The organism is Aliivibrio thorii (assembly GCF_057368585.1).
In genome coordinates, this window is sequence record NZ_CM170655.1 from 215,099 (window position 1) to 234,702 (window position 19,604).

The 19,604-nt window shown below is 38.4% G+C and carries 20 protein-coding genes and 1 pseudogene; 8 read left to right on the forward strand and 13 right to left on the reverse strand.

What is annotated here, in order from left to right:
* Position 1: 1 nt before the first annotated feature.
* Positions 2-520, reverse strand: coding sequence for a YbhB/YbcL family Raf kinase inhibitor-like protein (locus tag AC2IP4_RS15205; RefSeq protein WP_486311046.1), 519 nt, complete (start codon positions 518-520; stop codon positions 2-4).
* Positions 521-921: 401 nt separating this feature from the next.
* On the opposite strand from AC2IP4_RS15205, the gene AC2IP4_RS15210 reads away from it, so the two are divergent.
* The 4 genes from AC2IP4_RS15210 (at position 922) to AC2IP4_RS15225 (ending at position 3,452) form a co-directional block, all read left to right on the forward strand.
* Positions 922-1,137 carry a hypothetical protein gene (locus AC2IP4_RS15210; protein WP_060992115.1) on the forward strand — a complete coding sequence of 72 codons (216 nt, stop codon included), beginning with the start codon at positions 922-924 and terminating at the stop codon, positions 1,135-1,137.
* A 186-nt stretch (positions 1,138-1,323) separates the two neighbouring features.
* The gene (locus AC2IP4_RS15215) at positions 1,324-1,710 is read left to right on the forward strand and encodes a nitrous oxide-stimulated promoter family protein (RefSeq protein WP_486311047.1); all 387 of its coding nucleotides are present in this window, start codon (positions 1,324-1,326) and stop codon (positions 1,708-1,710) included.
* A complete protein-coding gene (locus AC2IP4_RS15220) occupies positions 1,710-2,591 on the forward strand; it encodes a LysR family transcriptional regulator (protein WP_486311048.1) in 882 nt (293 codons plus the stop codon). Before AC2IP4_RS15215 ends, AC2IP4_RS15220 begins: the two co-directional genes overlap by 1 nt.
* A 12-nt stretch (positions 2,592-2,603) precedes the next feature.
* A complete protein-coding gene (locus AC2IP4_RS15225) occupies positions 2,604-3,452 on the forward strand; it encodes an SGNH/GDSL hydrolase family protein (protein WP_486311049.1) in 849 nt (282 codons plus the stop codon).
* A 76-nt stretch (positions 3,453-3,528) separates the two neighbouring features.
* Here AC2IP4_RS15225 and AC2IP4_RS15230 read toward each other — a convergent pair whose 3' ends face one another.
* Together AC2IP4_RS15230 and AC2IP4_RS15235 are read right to left on the reverse strand one after the other, a co-directional pair.
* Positions 3,529-4,188: an HAD family hydrolase gene (locus AC2IP4_RS15230; protein WP_486311050.1), complete on the reverse strand. Its 660-nt coding sequence runs from the start codon at positions 4,186-4,188 to the stop codon at positions 3,529-3,531.
* Between the two features lie 163 nt (positions 4,189-4,351).
* Positions 4,352-4,966, reverse strand: a complete 615-nt coding sequence (locus AC2IP4_RS15235; protein ID WP_486311051.1) for a LysE family translocator — start codon at positions 4,964-4,966, stop codon at positions 4,352-4,354.
* 77 nt (positions 4,967-5,043) lie between these two features.
* Here AC2IP4_RS15235 and AC2IP4_RS15240 point away from each other — a divergent pair, with 77 nt between their 5' ends.
* Entirely contained in the window at positions 5,044-5,568 is a 525-nt protein-coding gene (locus AC2IP4_RS15240) for an outer membrane beta-barrel protein (protein ID WP_486311052.1), read from the forward strand.
* A 76-nt stretch (positions 5,569-5,644) separates the two neighbouring features.
* Here the strand turns inward: AC2IP4_RS15240 and fruA are convergent, their stop codons facing one another.
* From fruA to fruB, 3 genes are read right to left on the reverse strand one after another with little or no spacing between them, the layout of a single operon-like run.
* Positions 5,645-7,387 carry a PTS fructose transporter subunit IIBC gene (gene fruA / locus AC2IP4_RS15245; protein WP_486311053.1) on the reverse strand — a complete coding sequence of 581 codons (1,743 nt, stop codon included), beginning with the start codon at positions 7,385-7,387 and terminating at the stop codon, positions 5,645-5,647.
* Between the two features lie 20 nt (positions 7,388-7,407).
* A complete protein-coding gene (gene pfkB / locus AC2IP4_RS15250) occupies positions 7,408-8,397 on the reverse strand; it encodes a 1-phosphofructokinase (protein ID WP_486311054.1) in 990 nt (329 codons plus the stop codon).
* A gap of 3 nt (positions 8,398-8,400) precedes the next feature.
* On the reverse strand, positions 8,401-9,537 hold the full coding sequence (fruB, locus tag AC2IP4_RS15255; RefSeq protein ID WP_486311055.1) for a fused PTS fructose transporter subunit IIA/HPr protein: 1,137 nt from the start codon (positions 9,535-9,537) through the stop codon (positions 8,401-8,403).
* Positions 9,538-9,827: 290 nt separating this feature from the next.
* Here fruB and cra point away from each other — a divergent pair, with 290 nt between their 5' ends.
* On the forward strand, positions 9,828-10,805 hold the full coding sequence (gene cra, locus AC2IP4_RS15260; RefSeq protein WP_486311056.1) for a catabolite repressor/activator: 978 nt from the start codon (positions 9,828-9,830) through the stop codon (positions 10,803-10,805).
* Between the two features lie 38 nt (positions 10,806-10,843).
* On the opposite strand, the gene AC2IP4_RS15265 is transcribed toward cra, so the two are convergent.
* The 6 genes from AC2IP4_RS15265 to AC2IP4_RS15290 form a co-directional block, all read right to left on the reverse strand.
* Complete coding sequence (locus AC2IP4_RS15265) at positions 10,844-11,470, reverse strand: DUF2931 family protein (protein ID WP_486311057.1); 627 nt, start codon at positions 11,468-11,470, stop codon at positions 10,844-10,846.
* A 5-nt stretch (positions 11,471-11,475) separates the two neighbouring features.
* Positions 11,476-12,081, reverse strand: coding sequence for a DUF2931 family protein (locus AC2IP4_RS15270; RefSeq protein WP_486311058.1), 606 nt, complete (start codon positions 12,079-12,081; stop codon positions 11,476-11,478).
* A complete protein-coding gene (locus tag AC2IP4_RS15275; protein WP_486317133.1) occupies positions 12,078-13,880 on the reverse strand; it encodes a T6SS phospholipase effector Tle1-like catalytic domain-containing protein in 1,803 nt (600 codons plus the stop codon). The genes AC2IP4_RS15270 and AC2IP4_RS15275 overlap by 4 nt, the downstream gene beginning before the upstream one ends.
* Positions 13,877-14,674 carry a DUF4123 domain-containing protein gene (locus AC2IP4_RS15280; protein ID WP_486311060.1) on the reverse strand — a complete coding sequence of 266 codons (798 nt, stop codon included), beginning with the start codon at positions 14,672-14,674 and terminating at the stop codon, positions 13,877-13,879. The genes AC2IP4_RS15275 and AC2IP4_RS15280 overlap by 4 nt, the downstream gene beginning before the upstream one ends.
* A 5-nt stretch (positions 14,675-14,679) precedes the next feature.
* Complete coding sequence (locus AC2IP4_RS15285; RefSeq protein ID WP_486311061.1) at positions 14,680-16,716, reverse strand: type VI secretion system Vgr family protein; 2,037 nt, start codon at positions 16,714-16,716, stop codon at positions 14,680-14,682.
* 164 nt (positions 16,717-16,880) lie between these two features.
* Entirely contained in the window at positions 16,881-17,399 is a 519-nt protein-coding gene (locus AC2IP4_RS15290) for an Hcp family type VI secretion system effector (RefSeq protein WP_375320229.1), read from the reverse strand.
* Positions 17,400-17,716: 317 nt separating this feature from the next.
* Between AC2IP4_RS15290 and AC2IP4_RS15295 the strand changes: the two genes are divergently transcribed.
* Both AC2IP4_RS15295 and AC2IP4_RS15300 read left to right on the forward strand, forming a co-directional pair.
* Positions 17,717-18,046: a P-II family nitrogen regulator gene (locus tag AC2IP4_RS15295; RefSeq protein WP_486311062.1), complete on the forward strand. Its 330-nt coding sequence runs from the start codon at positions 17,717-17,719 to the stop codon at positions 18,044-18,046.
* A pseudogene (locus AC2IP4_RS15300) lies at positions 18,043-18,418 on the forward strand (CBS domain-containing protein). The gene AC2IP4_RS15295 and the pseudogene AC2IP4_RS15300 overlap by 4 nt, the downstream one beginning before the upstream one ends.
* A 51-nt stretch (positions 18,419-18,469) precedes the next feature.
* On the opposite strand, the gene AC2IP4_RS15305 reads toward AC2IP4_RS15300, so the two are convergent.
* On the reverse strand, positions 18,470-19,600 hold the full coding sequence (locus tag AC2IP4_RS15305) for a DUF3103 domain-containing protein (RefSeq protein WP_375320227.1): 1,131 nt from the start codon (positions 19,598-19,600) through the stop codon (positions 18,470-18,472).
* Positions 19,601-19,604: the final 4 nt, after the last annotated feature.

The following is a 19,604-nucleotide window of genomic DNA, read 5'->3' on the forward strand; positions in this document are numbered from 1 at the left end:
ATTAGCGCACGTATGTCGCGGTTAATACTGCTTTGTCTAATGCCATGCTATTTAAAGTATAGCCAACTACCGCTGGTGAAATATCGGCAGGTAAATCTATTTTTTCTTGTGGTAATGCCCACACTGTATATTGATATCTGTGCATGCCATCACCAGTAGGAGGACACGCACCGCCGTAGGTCATTGTGCCAAAATCATTTTTAGTCTGTAAGATATTTTTCATTGGTGAGCCTTGCGCAATGCTGCTTACATTTGCAGGAATGTTAAGTACTAACCAATGCCACCAACCACTACCTGTTGGTGCATCTGGATCAAACACTGTAATAGCAAAGCTTTTTGTTCCTTCTGGCGCATCTTTCCAACTTAGTTGCGGTGAAATATTGTCACCAGTACAACCCATGCCTGAGAAAACAAACTCACTGCTCATCAATTGACCTTCGTGAATATCCTTACTCGATACTTCAAAAGCTTGGCTAGAAAAAGAGGCTAAAGTAAGTAGCGCTAATACTGTTTTTTTCATAATCATTTCCTTTACTTTAAATAAGGTAGTTAAGTAAGTACAGGAACATTATTAAAGATCACACAAAAATAAAACCACCTAAAAGTTTCAACATTAAGCCTAAAAAACAATTAATGATACTTTTTGTAATAAATAAGAAAGGAAAAATTCATAACTCATTTAAATTAGAGTGATTAATATAAAAAGAAATCGTAATCATGCATCTCATTAGTTAAGCGCTAAAAAATATTACAGATGCTCAATAGATAACTTTAAAAGTACTTCATGAAAGACGCTTCACAAGTTTAATGATTACAAGTGATGTACATCTAACTATTCATTTTTTTAGCTATCCACAACATCGAATAGGCGTATTGTGATTATTCAGATATCCGTTTATATATTATTTTCTAGAGGTAATTATGAGTTTATTTTATGTTGATAAAAACGAACAAGATAATGGCGATCATGAAATTCACACCGCAACATGTACTCACAGTCCGGGCATTACAAAATGTGAACCTCTTGGCTATCACACAGCATGCAGCACGGCGTTAAATGCGGCTAAAGAAATATACCCACAATCAAACGGCTGCTATTACTGTTCATATTCAAGTTACACTTCTGAAGATAAGTAATCACCAATAAAAAAGCCATTTAGCAATAAACTAAATGGCTTTTGAGCGCATACACTTAGGAGCAATATGCTTTAGGGGATAAACGTATACTAAGCTAGAATCACCTTCTGAAAAAGTGAACACTTCACCCAATATCATTTCCCCTTTATACTGACTCAATAATGATTGATTAAGAACGAGTGATGTATGAAAACCAGCGATATTTTGCTTGGAAAGCTCAATACGGAATTTAAAACCGTTTCTGCAATGATTGAAATTTATTGCAAAAAAAACCACCACACTCACTCCTTGTGTTCAGAATGCCAAGCCTTGATGGATTATGCAGAAGTTCGTTTAGATCGCTGTCCATACGGTGAAAACAAGCCAACTTGTAACACCTGTCCAATTCATTGCTATAAGCCAGAACCAAAAGAACAGATGCGCCTTGTGATGCGTTTTTCTGGCCCAAGAATGTTATTAAAACACCCTATTTTAGCCATTCGCCATTTGATTTCTGAAAAACGAACGGTTAACCCTAAGCCATCACCTCATTGCTCTAATCGTCATATCCGTCAGCAGAAAAGAGAAAAATAATGAATTGGACTTTAGATCAACTCGACGCTTTTGTTACTTCAGTAAAATGTGGTTCATTCTCAGCCGCTGCGCGTAAAATGGGGAAGGCGCAGTCTCGAATTAGTACCGCAATTGCAAATTTAGAAGCAGATCTTGGCTTTGATTTATTTGATCGAAGCGCACGCCTACCTGTATTAACTCAAGACGGTGAAGACATGTTTATTGAAGCTCAAGCAATCTTAGAACAATGTGAACGCCTACAAGCCCGTGCAGATACTGTTGCTACAGGTGAAGAGATCGCATTAACTGTTGCTCTCGATGAAGCCGTTCCTATTGATGTATTTGAGGATTTCTTCCAAAAAATATCGGTTACTTTTCCTTTATTAAAGTTGACGATTATTAATGGGTCTCAAGCAGATATTGCAAAGTGGGTAGAAGAAAAAAAAGCGGATTTAGGCTTCTTATTCCGAGTGAATACCCTATCTGATTCATTAGAGTACCGCGCTCTTGGATTTTTCAATCAAGCATTAGTTGTCTCACCAAAGCATCCCCTTGCTAAACATAAGACTCCTACTCTTATCCAACTAAACCAACACCGTCAATTAGTTATTCGAGATAGAGTTGGTCACTCACATGAGAAAGCCATTTCAGCCAATCATTGGTATATCGACAGCTATTACTACATTACTGCATTGGTGATCCGTAATGTGGGTTGGGCACTGGTTCCTGAGCACGTACTAGAGTCGGAATGGTATCAAAACAAAACCATTCGATTATCAACTTACCATATTCCCGACGCCTTGCAGATTGAGATTGGAGTAGTAAAACGTCGTGACAGTGGCATGGGTAATGCTATGGAATGGATGTTAGACGAGATTGAACATACTTTTGAAAAATTATAGAGACCGTTATCAATGAAAACAAAACTAACCGCTTATTTACTCAAGAATGACAGCATTGATTTATATGACCTTTTCCATCAATTCCAATCTGTCTCTATTTATGATCTCATCAATGAATTACATGAATTAAAAAAAGAATTACAACTCACAACTAAACTAAGCTCTCTTACCTCTCAGATTGATGGTTTACTTCCAAAACTAAATGATATTTCAGATCCCGCACAACAAGTTGTATTTCTTTGCAAAGAAATCGATATTGCACAACGAGGGCACAGTATGAGCCGTTACATTCATCTAGTTGATTCCCATCAAACCTTTACACCAGAAGTCGATGTCGTTTTATTTGGTGACTCCATTACCGAATGGGGCCCATGGCAAGATGTGTTTACCGATATAACTCACGTAAATCGTGGAATTGCCGGAGATACGACTTTTGGCATGTTACGTCGAATTGATACGACTATAGCAGTCAAACCGAAACTGATTTCAATCATGGCAGGCATCAACGATTTAGCTCAAGGGTTCTCGATAGATTCTGTATTTGAAAACTACACACAGATGCTTTCTTACTGGCAAGAGAATCACTGCTCTATATTAGTTCAGAGTACTTTATATTGTGGTAACAAATTAGTTCATTTAAACCCTAAAGTGACTGAATTAAATCAGCGATTGGAAGCCTACTGCCAACAGCATCAACTGGCTTATTTAGACGTGAATACGATATTAAGTCCTAATGGATTGTTATCAAATCAATATACGTGTGATGATCTACACCTTAATGCTCTCGCGTATTCCAAATGGATAACCGTACTTAAACCACAACTTGACCAGCTATTAACTTTGTCTAGCTCTCAAAAATAACTGACATAATAAAAAGGCCGAGTAACACTTGGTTATCTCGGCCTTATTCTATTTAGAGCATCAAATATATACAGATTTAAGCGCGTTGCATCTTTAAATGTTCAAGTACATTAATCATTGAAGGCTTAATGTAGTGTCCAAGATCTATGACTTCGGCACTAGGCTCAACAAGATCTGGAATTTGATACGTGATCATACTTGCAGCTACCGCAGCACGCGTCCCATTATTAGAATCTTCAAATGCCAAACAGACTTCAGGAGCGATCCCCAAACGTTCAGCCGCTAATAAATAAATTTCAGGGTGAGGCTTACTGTTCTCCACCTCACACCCTGTTGCTAACACGTCAAAATAACCATTAAGACCGGCTAATTCTAATTTTTTAATTGCAATATCATTTTGAGTTGATGTCGCGACAGCCATTGGGATCTTATTCGCTTTTAACCATTCTAAAAGCTCAATCACACCCTCTTTAACTGGAATAGCTTGATTTTGTACGATAGAAAAATAACGAACACGCCACGCCTTATTTAATGCAGGATAATCAACCTCAGGACCATAACCTTCACGGAAAAGCTCTTCAATACGCTTAGAGTTACAGCCAATACCAGAAAGATACACTTCTTCGAGAAATGGAACATTCTCAGCTTCACATGCTTGTTTAAAAACAGACATACAAACACGTTCTGTATCTAGAAGTAGTCCATCCATATCGAAAATTGCAGCTTGAAATGTCATGAGAAACCTTATGTATTAATAACAAAAATAATAGAATGCTTTTACGCATACACTGTATGCTCTTGAAACTTATTCGTAATACTAAGTGAAAACAGCCATCAAAAAAAGTGAACACTTATTTTAATCTCACTTCCCCTTTCGAGTCATACTTTAAATGAATAAGTTAAGTATAAAAAATAACTCGTAGTGCTAACAAAATTAAGACCACCCCAGAAAGACGATCAATCCATTTAGCTTGAGCTCTAAGCTTATCAACAATCTTAGGTGCTGATAATAAACAGCTAATAATGGTATACCACAGGCCATCAATGATAATAGGAGTAACAACTATTATTGCTTTGTCTAATGGAGCGTTACCAACAGCCACAAATTGACTAAACAACGCTAAGAAAAATAATGCAATTTTAGGATTCAAAAGAGAGATAAGTAAGCCTTCTTTTACGGATTCTAAAATTGACACTTGTTCTCCTGATTCAAGCTTTGCTGCTATTCCTCCTGTAGAACGCAATGCTCCATAGCCTAAATAAGCCAGATACGCAGCTCCCAAATAACTGATCGTTTTAAACAACATCGGGGATTGTTGTAATACAACCGCTAATCCGATCACAGTAACAAACGCATAAATTCCAATACCAATGGAGTGCGCCCACGCGGCAGCAATCCCATTAATTCGTCGACCAGATAACGTGTGCTTTGCAACTGTAGCTAAACTTGGCCCAGGAGACATTGCTCCAAGCAGTGATACTAATAATAATGAAAACCAAATAGTTAATGTCATTTCTTCTTTAATTCCTCTTTACAACATTGTCTCATTCACAATAAAATCGCGCATTAGGTTAAAAAGACGAGTTTATAATGAAAAGGTTACTCCCATTTTTGTTGCTAGGTACTACAGCATCTGCACAGGCAACAGACACTTTACACCAAATCTATATTCAGCCAAGTTTTGCTAACCTGAAAATTGATGACTCACATGGTAGTGGTTTAATGACCCAAGTCGGTTATAACTATCATTTCGCACCGATGATAGCCATGGATCTAAGTTATTTCATGACCGCATCAATGAATGATATTGCAACCAATAATGATAAAGCATCAGCTACTGGCGCTACTATTGCTGCAAAAATGTATTTTCCTATGTCTTACTACGGCTCCTTCTATGGAAAATTCGGCTTAAACCGCACTAATGTTGAATACCAATATAAAGCGAATAATCAAACACTAAAACAAGAGGCGGTATCAACTAAACCTTATGTTGCGGTAGGTACGGTAATGAAGCTATTCCCTTCTGTTACTTTCAACCTTGAATATCAGTATATGCCATTGGCTTCGGACGATTACATCTCTTCGATTGGTGCTGGCGTAAACTTCATGTTTTAGAACATTCTAAAAATATAAAAAATGGGCGCTTCCAATACATTTGGAAGCGCCCATTTTGTTTTAAATTACCTGTTTATTATGCAGCTACTGCATCTTTCTCATCCGCTTTGTTTTTCAAGAAAGCGTAAATAAAACCAGTTACCGCAGTACCCGCTGCAATCGCTACCAAGTACATGAATACTGGCGTAATTGCGTTTGGAATAAGAAGTACGAACAAACCACCGTGTGGAGCAAGCAATTGAGCACCAAACAGCATAGATAAACCACCCGTTAATGCACCACCTGCCATACAACTCGGGATTACACGCATTGGATCTTTCGCTGCAAATGGAATCGCACCTTCAGAGATAAAGCATAAGCCAAGCACAAATGACGCTTTACCCGCTTCACGCTCGCCTGCTTCAAACTTATTCTTAGCAAGGAATGTCGCTAATCCCATACCTAGAGCAGGAACCATACCTGCTGCCATGATAGCCGCCATAGGACCGTATGTTTGTGAAGCCAGAAGACCAACACCAAATGTATATGCTGCTTTGTTTACTGGACCACCTAAGTCGAAACACATCATACAACCAAGAATCACACCCAGTAATACGGCGTTAGTTGAGCCCATGTTGTTTAGGAATTCAGTCAGTGCAGACATGATACCTGCAACTGGGCCACCAACGATGTAAACCATTACCAAACCAGTGAACAAACTCGCCACAAATGGAATGATTAGAATAGGCTTTAGTGCTTCCATAGATTGAGGAAGAGACACTTTATCTGCGATGAATTTTGCAGAATAACCCGCAATGAAACCCGCCGCGATACCACCAAGGAAACCTGCGCCAGTTGAGCTAGCCAACATACCACCGATTAGACCCGGAGCCAAACCAGGGCGGTCAGCAATTGAGAACGCAATGAAACCGGCAAGAACAGGGATCATTAACGCAAATGCCGCACCACCACCAATATCCATTAGCGTTGCAGCAATAGTACCTGGTTCTTTAAATGCTTCGATACCAAAGACAAAAGACAATGCAATTAGCAAACCACCGGCGATAACAACAGGAAGCATGTGTGATACGCCTGTCATAAGGTGTTTATACATGCCTTTCTTCTCTTCAGTTTGAGAAGATTGCGCTTTACATGATGATTGAAAAACCGTCGCATCAGCAAACGCTTTATCCATTTCTTGTTCTGTTTTCTTAAGCGCTAAACCTGTGCTTGTTTTGTACAGACGTTTACCATTAAAGCGCTCAAGTGCCACTTCGATATCCGCTGCGATGATGACTAAATCAGCCTCTGCGATTTCTTGATCCGTTAACTGATTTTTTGCACCAACAGAACCTCGAGTTTCCACTTTAATGATGTGGCCTTGACGCTTACCTTCTTCTTCTAACGCTTCTGCTGCCATAAAAGTATGAGCAACACCCGTTGGACATGCCGTAATCGCAACAATTTTCTTAGGTCCTGCCGTATCAATCGACGCCACAACCTCTGAAAGCGTCACTTCAGAAGCGGTTAGTTCTTTTGCGTTATTTACTGCATTTTCTAACCATGCTTGAGGATCAGTTGTACATTCAGAGATAGCCCCTTGATATACTTTTTTACCTACAAAGCGGGCGTTATCTACAACTGTGTTGGCTGCAATAATAATCGTATCGGCTAAATCAATAATTTCTTGTGTTAGTACATCAACAGGTAACACGCTTGATTGACATTCAATCGCCGCTTTCCAGTTCAGTTTTGCCGCTGCTTGTTCTAATAAACCTGCGGCGATAATGCTGTTTGCTACACCACTTGGGCAAGCTGTTACGATAGCTATATTGTTCATAATTTGTCCTTAATCTATGACTAAACGCGATTAGACGTTGAAGAAATAGGGTTATGTAGGGTTACTTGTTGTTGTAATTCTTTTACGTCTTCGATATTTGGTACACCAACGCCAACCTGCGATACAGCTAAAGCAGACAAAGCGGTAGCAAAAGATAATACTTGAGAACGGTTCCAGCTTGGTTGCATGTGACCCCAACATAGGCCAGCAACTAACGTATCACCGGCACCGACCGTACTTACTACATTCATTTTTGGTGGCTGAGAATACATCCACACTGGCTGCGCTTTGTCATTTTTGCCTAGCCACATTACGCCTTTTGAGCCTAATGAAACTACGATATTTTCAATGCCTTTTTGTGCAAGATCTTGAGCCGCTTGCTGACACGCTTCTGGAGTATCTAACTCACGACCAACAAATTCAGATAGCTCTTCGTCGTTTGGTTTAATTAACCAAGGGTGAGCCTCTAAACCTGCAGCTAATGCTGCACGGCTGCTATCGAACAATACTTTTTTGCCCATTTGATGCAGTTTTTCAATCCATTCAGCGCACTGCTCAGGAGAAATACCTTTTGGTAAACTGCCTGCTAGTACGAAGAAATCATGCGTTTTCGCCAATTCAAATAAACGAACTTCAAACTCTGCGATTGCTTGTTGTGATACTTCAACACCAGGAAAGTTAATGTCACTCACTCGCCCATCTTGCTCTACTAGTTTCACATTAATACGAGTCGCGCCATCAACACGAATAAACTCATCGTGCGCTTTCATCTCTTCAAATAATTGACAGAAAAGCTCTTCATTATCACGACCAAGAAAACCAGTTACGGTCACCTCAGCACCTAAATCAGAAAGTACCTTTGCAACGTTAACGCCTTTACCGGCTGCATGAAGTGAGCCTTTATTTACTAAACTTACAGAACCAACAGATATGGCATCTAAGCTGCCAGTTAGATCTAAAGCAGGGTTTAGTGTGATAGTAACGACTTTGCTTTTTTGATTAATGCTCATCAATTAACCCTCGCCTAAACCAGAATCAATCGCAGCCCCAATACCTGCTAACGCTTCTTTAGCATCTGCGCCATCAGCGGTGAACTGCAATTCATGACCGTGCTTAACACCTAACGCAATCACTTTCATTAAGCTTCGCGCATTCACAGCTTTACCGTCACCATTTAAATTTAACACGGTGATTTTTGATTCATATTTCTTCACTTCAGCAACTAACATTGCACCAGGACGTGCATGTAAACCATGTGCATTTTTAATCTTAAACGTTGCTGTATTATCGGCATCAGCACTTACTGTCTCTTCTTCAGAAGAAGTAGAGAACATCGCAAGCAATTGTTCTGAGGTTGCAGATAGAATAGAGTCTTGCTGCTGCTCAGCGACTGCTTTAGTGATCGTCGTTAAGAACGATTTATGAGAGGCATTACAAGATGCGATGGCAATCAAGCCCTTTACAGGCAAGCCATTAAACTCACATCCATTTGCAGTTGTTACAATCGACATACCAGAGCGCTTAACCCCTTTGTTAGTGCTGACCAACCATAAACCTTTTCCTAAATGTGTTGGATCTTTAGTCACAAGTTCTGCGACAAATTTACTTTCTGCATTGTCACTGTTTTTCAATAAACCACCAGCAACCGCACTCATTTGAATCATGTCGCTTGCTGGGAACAACAATTGAATTAATGAGGCATCAAAATCGGCTTCAAACTGCACTTCGCCGTTTAATAGAGCAATAATATCCGCTTCTGTTTTTGCTTGCTTTAGCTTCCCTTCTACACCATCAGCAGAAAGTACTTTAGTTAATTGCTTTAAAATACCTAAATGTTCATCTGATTTAGCCGCAATACCAATGGCAACATAAACCACATTACCATCACCCCAGTTAACGCCTTGAGGGAAGTGATGAACAGCAACACCTGTTTTGTTCACTAATTCACGGGTATCGGTTGTACCGTGAGGAATCGCAATACCATTGCCTAAAAACGTCGAGTTTTGTTGCTCACGATCTAACATTCCTTCTACATACATCTCTGCAACTAAACCTTTCTCTGTTAGTTGCTTTGCAATCGCTTTAATCGCAATTGTTTTATCTACTGCCGCTTGTTGCAACGTAATGTCATTCTTTGTCAATGTCAGCATGGGTCTTAGCCTCTCGCTCTGTATTTGTAATTTATGTCCTACCGAATCACGATTTAAAGCATGCTCAAGCAAAGCTTAATCGATTCAGCAAAACAGGTAAAAAAGTTCAGCAAATGCTTTCTACTCAAAAATCGTGTCCTAAAGAGTAAAAATAACGCAGTAATCACGTTTTTCAAATTTGCTGAATCCTTTCAGCTTTTATACTGAAACGATTCAGCATATAATTCAACTCATAAACTGATTGGATCTAAATTTATATGATCCGACCCACAAATTTAAGGATCTGCACCATGACATTAGATCAAATAGCCAAACTTGCTGGCGTTTCAAAAACAACCGCAAGCTATGTCATTAATGGTAAAGCACAGAAGTATCGCATCAGCGAGAAGACTCAATTGAAGGTTATGGCTGTTGTTGATGAGCATAATTATCGTCCAGATCATGCCGCTTCTGCATTGCGGGCTGGCAGCAGTCGTTCATTTGGGTTAATTATTCCTGATCTTGAAAACACCAGTTACGCTAAGCTAGCTAAACTTTTAGAGTACAATTCTCGTAAAGCAGGTTATCAGATTTTAATTGGCTGCTCTGATGATGATCCTGAAACAGAAAAAAACGTCGCACACGCCTTAATCAGTCGCCGTATTGATGCTCTGTTCGTTGCAAGTTGTTTACCTGATGGCAGTGATTACTATTTAACGATTCAAGAAAAAGGCACACCAATTATCGCGATTGACCGTTCATTAGATGACGAGCATTTTGGCTGTGTGATCAGTGAAGATTTTGATGCGGCTTACGAGCTGACCAAATCAGTGGTTAACGAAAACGTAAAATCAATTGGCTTAATTAGTGCCTTACCTGAATTGAATATATCTCGTCAACGTCAGTTAGGGTTTGAAGCTAAAGCCAAAGAGAAAAATTTATCAAGTATTACAGGTTATGGTGAGAACTTTAATAGCGAGTCTGGAAAAGCTATTTTTGAGCAATGGATAAAAGAAGGTACCGTGCCAGATGCAATTATCACGACGTCTTATATTCTACTTGAAGGTATTTTGGATGTACTGATTGAGAAGCCAGAGTTGATGGGAACAGTAAAATTGGGCACCTTTGGTGATAATCGCTTATTAGATTTCTTACCAATCAAGGTAAACTCTCTACCACAGCAATTCGAACTGATTGCTGATAGTGCCCTAGCATTAGGATTAAATGCTTCAGCAAAGCGTTATCAAGCAGGGATTGAGTTAATTCCTAGAAAGATTGTTATCCGTTGATCACTAAATTGGCTGTTGCGGCAGCCAGTTTTTCTCACTCACCAAATACCAACGGGAACACCATGCTCATCAACATAAGCTTGGGCTTCTTCACTTAACTCTGGATAAACAAAATCATCAGCGACTTTACACTCTACGGCTTGAACTTTAAATTGAAGTTCATTATCAAAGCATCGGCCATTAAGAAATACGGAAATCATTCCATCAGGGGCTAAGCCTAATAAAATATTATTTTTGTATGGTTTAAGTCTGTTGCTCTTCCCACAGCGTATATCATGATATTCCCTCATTTTACTTCGAATATCTTCCGATATCCTAATTGCTTTATTGTAAGTAATTTTATTCGCTAATGAATGCCAACGAATATAAACTAGCCCAGGCAATTCAGTACTTTGAATTGAATAACCTGAATGATAACGCTCAGCACCATCCCAACTCAAAGGGCTTAAAGATTCAGTAGTATAATTACTAACTAAACCAGTCCATCCCCCTTCTTTCTTTTCTCCTGTAATAAGTAATATATCAGCAACAGCTATATAGTTTTTAGGGGATATAGTTGAAACTGTCCATTCATCTAGTCGCTGTGATTTAACTTGATGTTTAGCGGAACAAGCACCTATCAATAAACAAAAAATAATGAGAAAACATCGATTAAAGTTAATCACAATACTTACCAAATACCAACGGGAACGCCATGCTCATCAACATAAGCTTGGGCTTCTTCGCTTAACTCTGGATACACAAAATCATCAGCTACTTTATCTTCTATTGCTTGTACTTTAAATTGAAGCTCGTTATCAAAGCATCCACCATTAAGAAATACAGAAATCATTCCATCAGGGGCTAAGCCTAATAAAATATTATTTTTGTATGGGAGTAATAAATCATAATAACCGCAGCGTATATCGTGATATTCACGCATTTTATTTCTAATATCTTCTGATATTTTAATGCCTTGTTGATATGTTTTTTTATTTGCTAAAGAATGCCAACGGACATATAAAGAGCCAGGCAATTCAATACTTTTAATTGAGTAACCGGAATTATAACGCTCCCCTCCCCGCCAACCTAAAGGATCCGATGAAGATACCGTTGTCTTTCCTACCATACCTTTCCAACCTATTTTTTTCTTTTCTCCAAAAATAAGAACGGTATCCACTCTTACAACATAATACTTTGGAGCTATAGTAGAAACTCTCCATTCATTTAACTGCTGAGATTTAGATGAGCAAGAGGAAACTAATAAACAAAGAGTAATTAAAAGGTACTTATTCAAAATGGATATCCTTTCTGTTTTTTATGAGACCAAATTTGTCGTTCACGTTCACCGTATTGATTAATCCTAGGCTTCATTGTATACATCCCAGTATCTAGCGCCCAATGATCTGAACAATGAATATATTTTTTTAAAACGTAAGATGACAAAGATTCCGGTACTTCTTTTATAATAGATAAACCCGAGATATTTTTTGAATGATTATAACAATCTTCATAATATGAATAGAGTTCAGTTAATTTATCATCAAAATTTAGAGCATTATTAGATAGTGGCACCTTATTTTCAATCGCTATTTTATGCATTAAATTAAATGACAGTAGCTGAAGACCTGGTGAAATATCTCGCGTCATTGATAGTGTTGCTCTAAATCGACAATGCTTATTATTGAGTCTTTTTTTCAGTATATTATTTTGCGAAAAACAACTTGTAGAAACAACATAAGGTGAAAATTCTTTCATCATTTCGTCTATTTTTTCTGCTGCTTTATTATTAAATTGCTGTTCAGCATGCCAATCACCTTCAATAATGGTACGCAGATATGGTTTCATAATCATCACACTATCAATCGGATCTTTATATCCACCACCGATATCTGAATGAACACCAAGTAAGGCGATTTCTTGATGTTCAGGAGCAACTGAATTTAACGCAAAATTATCTCGACATTCATGATGCGCGGTAAAATGCACCACTTTATTAGCAATGTCTTTAGGTAGATATAGGTTAATACCATGATTATGTTCGTCTGTTGTATCGAGTAAATCTTTGATACAGCCGATGGCTGCTACTGTGTCGTATAAGCCAATAAAATTAATACTTGTTTTAGAAAAACTATTTAATTGTAATTTCTGATATACCAAACCATCTTGCTTTTTGTATATTTCGTTAGCAAAGTGTCTTGCTGTTGCCGCTCCTCGACTAAATCCAAAAATATCAAAGGTTAATTTAATAAGATTAACACTAAGGTTTAATTTATTTAATTCAAAAAACATATCATCAATAGCTTTCGTTGAAATCGCAATAACACCACGATCGCCAACGCCTAATCCCATATCCGGAAAACGTTCATCCTCTTCTAATGCTTTAGTCCCAACCCCTTCCATATAAATTCGATAGCTTTTTTTATCTTCTGCTTTATATTCATCATAAAGACGCCCTATATTTGTTACTGAATTATTATAACTACCTCGATGTTTATCCGAAAAAGTAACTAACTCTTTGCATACATCTATATTCTCATCAGGCACAAAACCGTCTTTTTCACACCGAGCACCAAAATCAGCATTAAACGAATTGTTACCCGTTCCATCGAAGAAGACACCAAAACGAATTTCTTGCTTAGTAAAATCTAAAATTTCAATAACGTAGCTTTCATTATGAACAAAACTTAGATTTCCTAGCTTTCCTTTATGGTGTTCTTCAGGGAATTGATAATCAGGCGCTTTACTCCATAGGTCACCTAGCGTGGCCTGCTGGTATACCTTATTTACATCACCTTTTAAGCCACCTTTTTCTTCTTTAGAAAAATCAACAACTGGGGAGCTTTCTGATTCAAGGCGTTTATTCCTGTCTTCAACAAGATCAATTAACCCTTGAGGCTCCATGCTAACTTTTATTGGGCCACTCGCTATATTCTCAATAAGGTTCGGGCCTGCTTTTAAACTTATGGTTTGAATGGTTCCAACAGCGTCTTCAATGGTGACTTCAATGCCCTCATAAGGTTGATTATTTTCATCTCTGAAATCCAATTCAACCCAATTGGTGACTTTTTCACAGGGAATACAACGATCACTCATATTTCACCTCCTTGCTGAAGGGCATTACTCATTGCTAGCTTCCCTGCTTTTTTAACCGTATTTATTTGCTTATCATCCAGATACCAAGCATCAAAAACAGTTTGCTCTTCCCATTGTGTATTTTTAGCAAGCTGAACCATAGAATAAGCTTCTAATTCTTCGTTACTAAGTTCGTAAGATCTACCTTGCTTAAGAAATCCAATTAGCTTCAACTGAATATCAAAATTTAAGTTATAAACTGTTTTCATTAATTCAGGGAAACGCTGCCACGCTAAGCGCTCAACAATCCACGCGTGTCTTTTAAGTGAATACTGAGAATGGTGCTTTTCTATTCTCCACCACGGTTCAAGCTGATGAGTAAGCCTCGGGGCGCTATTCTTAAAGCTAACAGGAATATCATTAGATATAATCTTAATTCGATTTGCCGTCCCAAGAAACGTTGATAATTCTATTTGGCTAAAAGCTGACAACATCGGTTCTAAGATTATTCGATCATAATATCGAAACAAAACAAGCTCACCGTCAAGCCCTGCAAAAGTTAAACTTTTCCAATGCTCTATCTGGGTTTCAATACTGTCAGAGTAATAAATAACAAACCCAGATGACTGATCTTGAAAGTAAGATAAAAAATCATCCGTAGGATTAGGAAGCAACCACGGACCTAACTCTTTTTGTTCAGAAAAGTCAGTGTCTAAATAAAGGGGATACGCATCATTTCCACCAAAATGATAAAAACGTTCAATAACATCCTTATCTTCAAGCGGATTAACAATAAGATAACTTTGCTCACGCATTGCTTTTATCCCTCCCCACAAGACTTAACTGCGATTGCATTGAGCTTTTGAGCATTCTGCATTGAACTTTTTGATGCTTTCATTGGCAGGGCGCCAGCTTTCTCTAACTCCTTCCCCATTGGTAACACAGCTGCTTTTCCTGCATAACCGCTGCCACTTCCTGCGCTACCGCCTGAGTTTAAATTAATGGCAGACCCAATAAGATGAACGCCTGCTGGGTCGATTTTTACTACACTGCCACCGGCTTTAATGGTGATTTCAGTTCCTGCCTCTAACACTATTTTTTGCCCTGATTTTAAGTGCAATTCAGAACCAATCTCTTCTAATCGTTTTTTTCCTACTTTGCTATGAACAGAGCCATTAACTTGATAATGAGCGTCACCCTTAACGGTTTCAAACTGGCTTCCATTAACGGTTATATTTCTATTGTTTTTTATCTCATCAAATTGATTGTTATGTACAATCTTATGCTCATCGTTAAAGACTTCCATTGTATGATCGTTTTGGATCTGGCTATCCATGTCTTTGGCAGCATGAATATAAACTTGCTCGGCGTCTTTTCTATCTTCAAAACGTAATTCATTAAAATTCTCTCCACCGAGAGAGCTTGACGTTTTAAAGGTACTGCGCGTCTTGTGCTCAGGTAAGGTATAAGGGGGTTTATTATTACCATTGTAAAGAGACCCTGTGATGATTGGTTTATCAGGATCACCATGAATAAAGCTAACAATGACTTCGTGGCCTATTCTTGGTAACACAAATTGACCATATTGATTTCCAGCCCAGCCTTGAGAAGTTCGTAACCAACAACTGGTCTTTTCATTTCCTTGCCCATTTCTGTCCCAATGAAATTGCACTTTTACACGCCCAAATTCATCACAATAAATTTCTTCATTTTCAGGCCCTGTAACAATCGCGGTATCTACATTATGAATAAGAGGTTTAGGCTCTGATTTTATTTTAAAAGGAATGTGCCAAGGCAAACAACGGAAACTAGCATGATATTGAGAATTACCGTCAGCAAGCGCTTCAAGAACTTGAGGTTGTTGCCCACTATGAAAAACTTGCGTCAATAACCATGTATTATTCCATTCTGGATTTGGATGTTCTTGAATAGGTTGAAAGTGACCTACCGTTAATTGAGCACAATCACTCTCACCGACCAATTCTATATTGCTATTTCTATGCTGCAAAAGTGATAACTGAGCCTGTTTAATGGCCGTTTCCGATGTCTTTTTATTCGCAGGATAATGATACTGCTCTAGCCCCATTTCTGACGCTTGATTATCTTTCTCTTCTTGCTGAGCCGTACCAATAGGATAACGTTGAGGGGTCTCAAAGTGATAATCTTTTACTGATACTTTACCAACATCTACCCTCTGTTTTTTAATTAATGAAGTAATGGTATTGCCATCTTTTACCATCCCATTGTCAGCAGCCACACAAAGAGGCTGAAGCTCGGTATAAGTTTCGGGACCATCAGAAATAATCAGTTTTGAACCTAGTTCGGCATGCTCATAATAAGAAACGAGCCCTTCTTCTGCCATTAGCCTCTGTACAAACCCAAAATCCGATTCCCCATACTGCACACAATAATCACGAGGTTGATGAGTATTAAATAACTCAATCTCAAAATGGTTCGTTAAAATCCCCGCTTGCTTATAAACCTCAGCAATGATGTCAGGTACTGTTTTGTTTTGGAAAATCTGAAAGTTAGTACGGTAATTAAGAAGAGAAAAAATAGGGGTAAGATTTAATTTATAAGTACTGTAACGAAATGACGAGCCTAATTGTTCTATAGACTCAATAATACCATGTACATATCTAGGAGCTAATGCAGGATCATTCTTATGATATAAAGTTAAGCAAACCGGTAATTGAAGCCACTCCCCTAAAGGTAATGCCGGATCTTCACATACAAAAGTAACGTCAAATTCATACCCATCACCCAGCGTCTCCTGTCCGGAAAACGCATAGACTTGTAAAGGCATATCTATCGTGGCGACATTAATTTCAAACTGAGCTTGGTTTGCATCCTGCATAATGATTCTTCCTGAAACACAAATGTATATTTAACTCATATAACAATGACATATTATTAATCAGCTAGTTACGTGAAAATTGGTAAACTAAAACGCAAAAAGGGAGAGCCATCATAAACAGCTAGGGTTGTTTATGATAATGACTCTCCCGAAAATGCGAGTGGCTACGCTTTCATTGCTGTACGCCAATCATCATTACCAGATGTACCTGCAACTTCATGTGTCCAATCAATAGCACGGTATGTCATGAATACGTCTTCTAAGTGTGTGAAGTGTGCTTGTGCAGGATCTTGACAGTTTGGCATTGATGCTGTGATATCAACGATAATCGCATCATGAAGAACTGTCGTGAAATAATGCTCTTGAGTACCCGTAGCTGAAGTGCGGTACCATTTGATTTCAACTTTTGGTAATTTTTCACCAGACGTTAATGCGTTATACATTAGCGGTGATGCTTTATCGAATACCTTAGTGATACGTACTGGCTTATGCACACGTTGACCTGTAGGTTGGCCAGATTGTGGATCGCGAGGCAATAACACTTGGTGTTCAAAACCTTGAACTAACACTTCATCTTCATGGCCTTCTTGGTAAATGTTACCTACTGATTCTTCAGTAAAAGTACCTGCAGTGATCAGTCCTTGTTTTTCGCCTTCGATACGCATATAAGCTGGGGTTGGCATACTATCTTCCTTTTAAATAAAATTAATAAATGTTCCCCCTCCCTATTGCTAAAGGTGTGCCAATTTTAATAACATTAAAAATCAATGAGTTGATAGAATAATAAATATATACGTAATAATTTTCGTTTGAAAAGCAATCAAAGAAGAACAAATTTGAATCAAACTAAAAAACATGCCAGATTAATTAGTATTAAATACCAAATATATTATTTTAGAACTGTTTCTCAAATACTCTCCCTACAATGCCAAGTTAACATTTCGAAACATTCTCTGCAAAAATAAACAAAAACCCACCTTTAATCACACTCTCATTTTAATTGGTACAGTATAAAGAATATACAGATGCAGTTCTTGATGCCGCGCGTAATGCTGGAGCGACTGGTGCAACCGTGATTAATCATGCTCGCGGAGAAGGCATCAATAAGAAAAAAACTTTCTTTGGTCTAACACTCGAAGTCCAAAAAGATGTTTTATTATTCGTGGTTGAAGAGCACCTTGCTCGCTCTATTTTAGAGACCATCAATGATGTCGGAGAGTTTGATACTGAATCCGGCCAAGGAATTGCGATTCAAATTGATATTGAAGATGCCGTTGGTGTCGCTCATCAAGTAGAGACATTAACCAAGGTCGTTGAGGAAAAACTATGAATAAAGTAAAAGTAGAAAACGTCATGGTTGATGGCTTAATGACTGTCGCCGAAGGCATTCAATTAGCAAAAAAAACAAGTCAAAGCTCTTATCGTAAAGAAGCGTCATGATGATGAATATGGCATTGTATTAATAAATGACATAGCTAAAAAGGTGCTCGCTCAAAATCGCTCCACAGAGCGTACAAATATCTATGAGATCATGACAAAACCTGCACTTTCTGTCTCTCCAGATATGAATGTAAAATACTGTGCTCGCCTATTTGAGCGCTTTGGGATTAGTCGCGCGCCTGTTATTAAACATGGTGAAATAGTAGGGATGGTAAGTTACAACAATATTGTATTAAATGGCATGGCAGGGCTTGGTCATTAAGAAAAAGTGACTTAAAAACATTAGCCTTTAAGTCACTGTTATTATAATAAATTACGATTCTGTTTTTTGAATAATTAACGGTGCAAAATCCGCTGTGGCGTTGTTCCCTGCACCTAAATGGTCTGTGTATTCTGTATCTTTCATTATGGTATAGAACACATCAACAAAATCATCATCATTAATGAACAAATCATCAGGAAGCAAAGCAATGATTGCACTTGTCATTTGAGGGATAATTAAATAAGCCTGCGCTTCTTTATCTGGAATAGTCGCTAAAAAGTCACTTGCTGCTTTTAGAATTGTTTGAGCTAATTCTTTGTAATCCGTTTTATCATCTTGTTCCATCAAGATAATATCCGCCGCCCCCCAACGATAACGCTGCCAAAAAATCATAATTTGATTTGCAGGGTAAGACTGCTCCGCGTAATCAAGATACGGCATTTCAATCAAATCAATCGTTGGTTCATCACGATCAGGACTGACACCAGAAACAATCGCATACACTTCTGCTTTACCAGAGATCCATGGTTCATGATCATCCTTTAGCTGAATTTTTTTCAATATAGTCGTATTGATTTCAGTTGGCTCTGCTGGTGTACTTTGCATCCTAGAGTAACGAGCGATTTTTTGAGCTTTCGGCTGCTCTTGTAATGCTTTTAACTCATCACGCATTAACGCTAAGCCAGCTTTTAGTTCTTCACGGTTATTGGTATCAACCACTAAAACAGGACGCTCTGGAATATCATAAATATCTAGGTAATGGACGTTGCCATCAATATCAAATGCTTCAATATATTGCCATTCACTTTCTGCCCCTTCAGGTTCAAAAGCAAATAATGGACTTTGCCCTACCTGCCAACGAGCAAGCATACTTGGATCAGCAAGACGTAATTCCAACAATTCGTCAGTATAGTGCTGTAACCCACGAGATTCGATCTCAGTATCATTAGCCGCACTCATTGCAACCATAAAAGTTCGAGCTTGAGGTTTGGGTTGAATAGGCAAATCAGATAAAGAGGCACTTAACTGGTACTGATTAATCGTACCTTTTAAACTCTTCTCTAATTGTGGAAAAGCGCGACTCAGTTCCTGAGCTAAATCACGTTTAGACACTTCATCTTGCGCATTCGCTGAAACAGGAGTCATCAAACAAAGTACGAGTAGCGCTGTTAATTTGTTCATACAG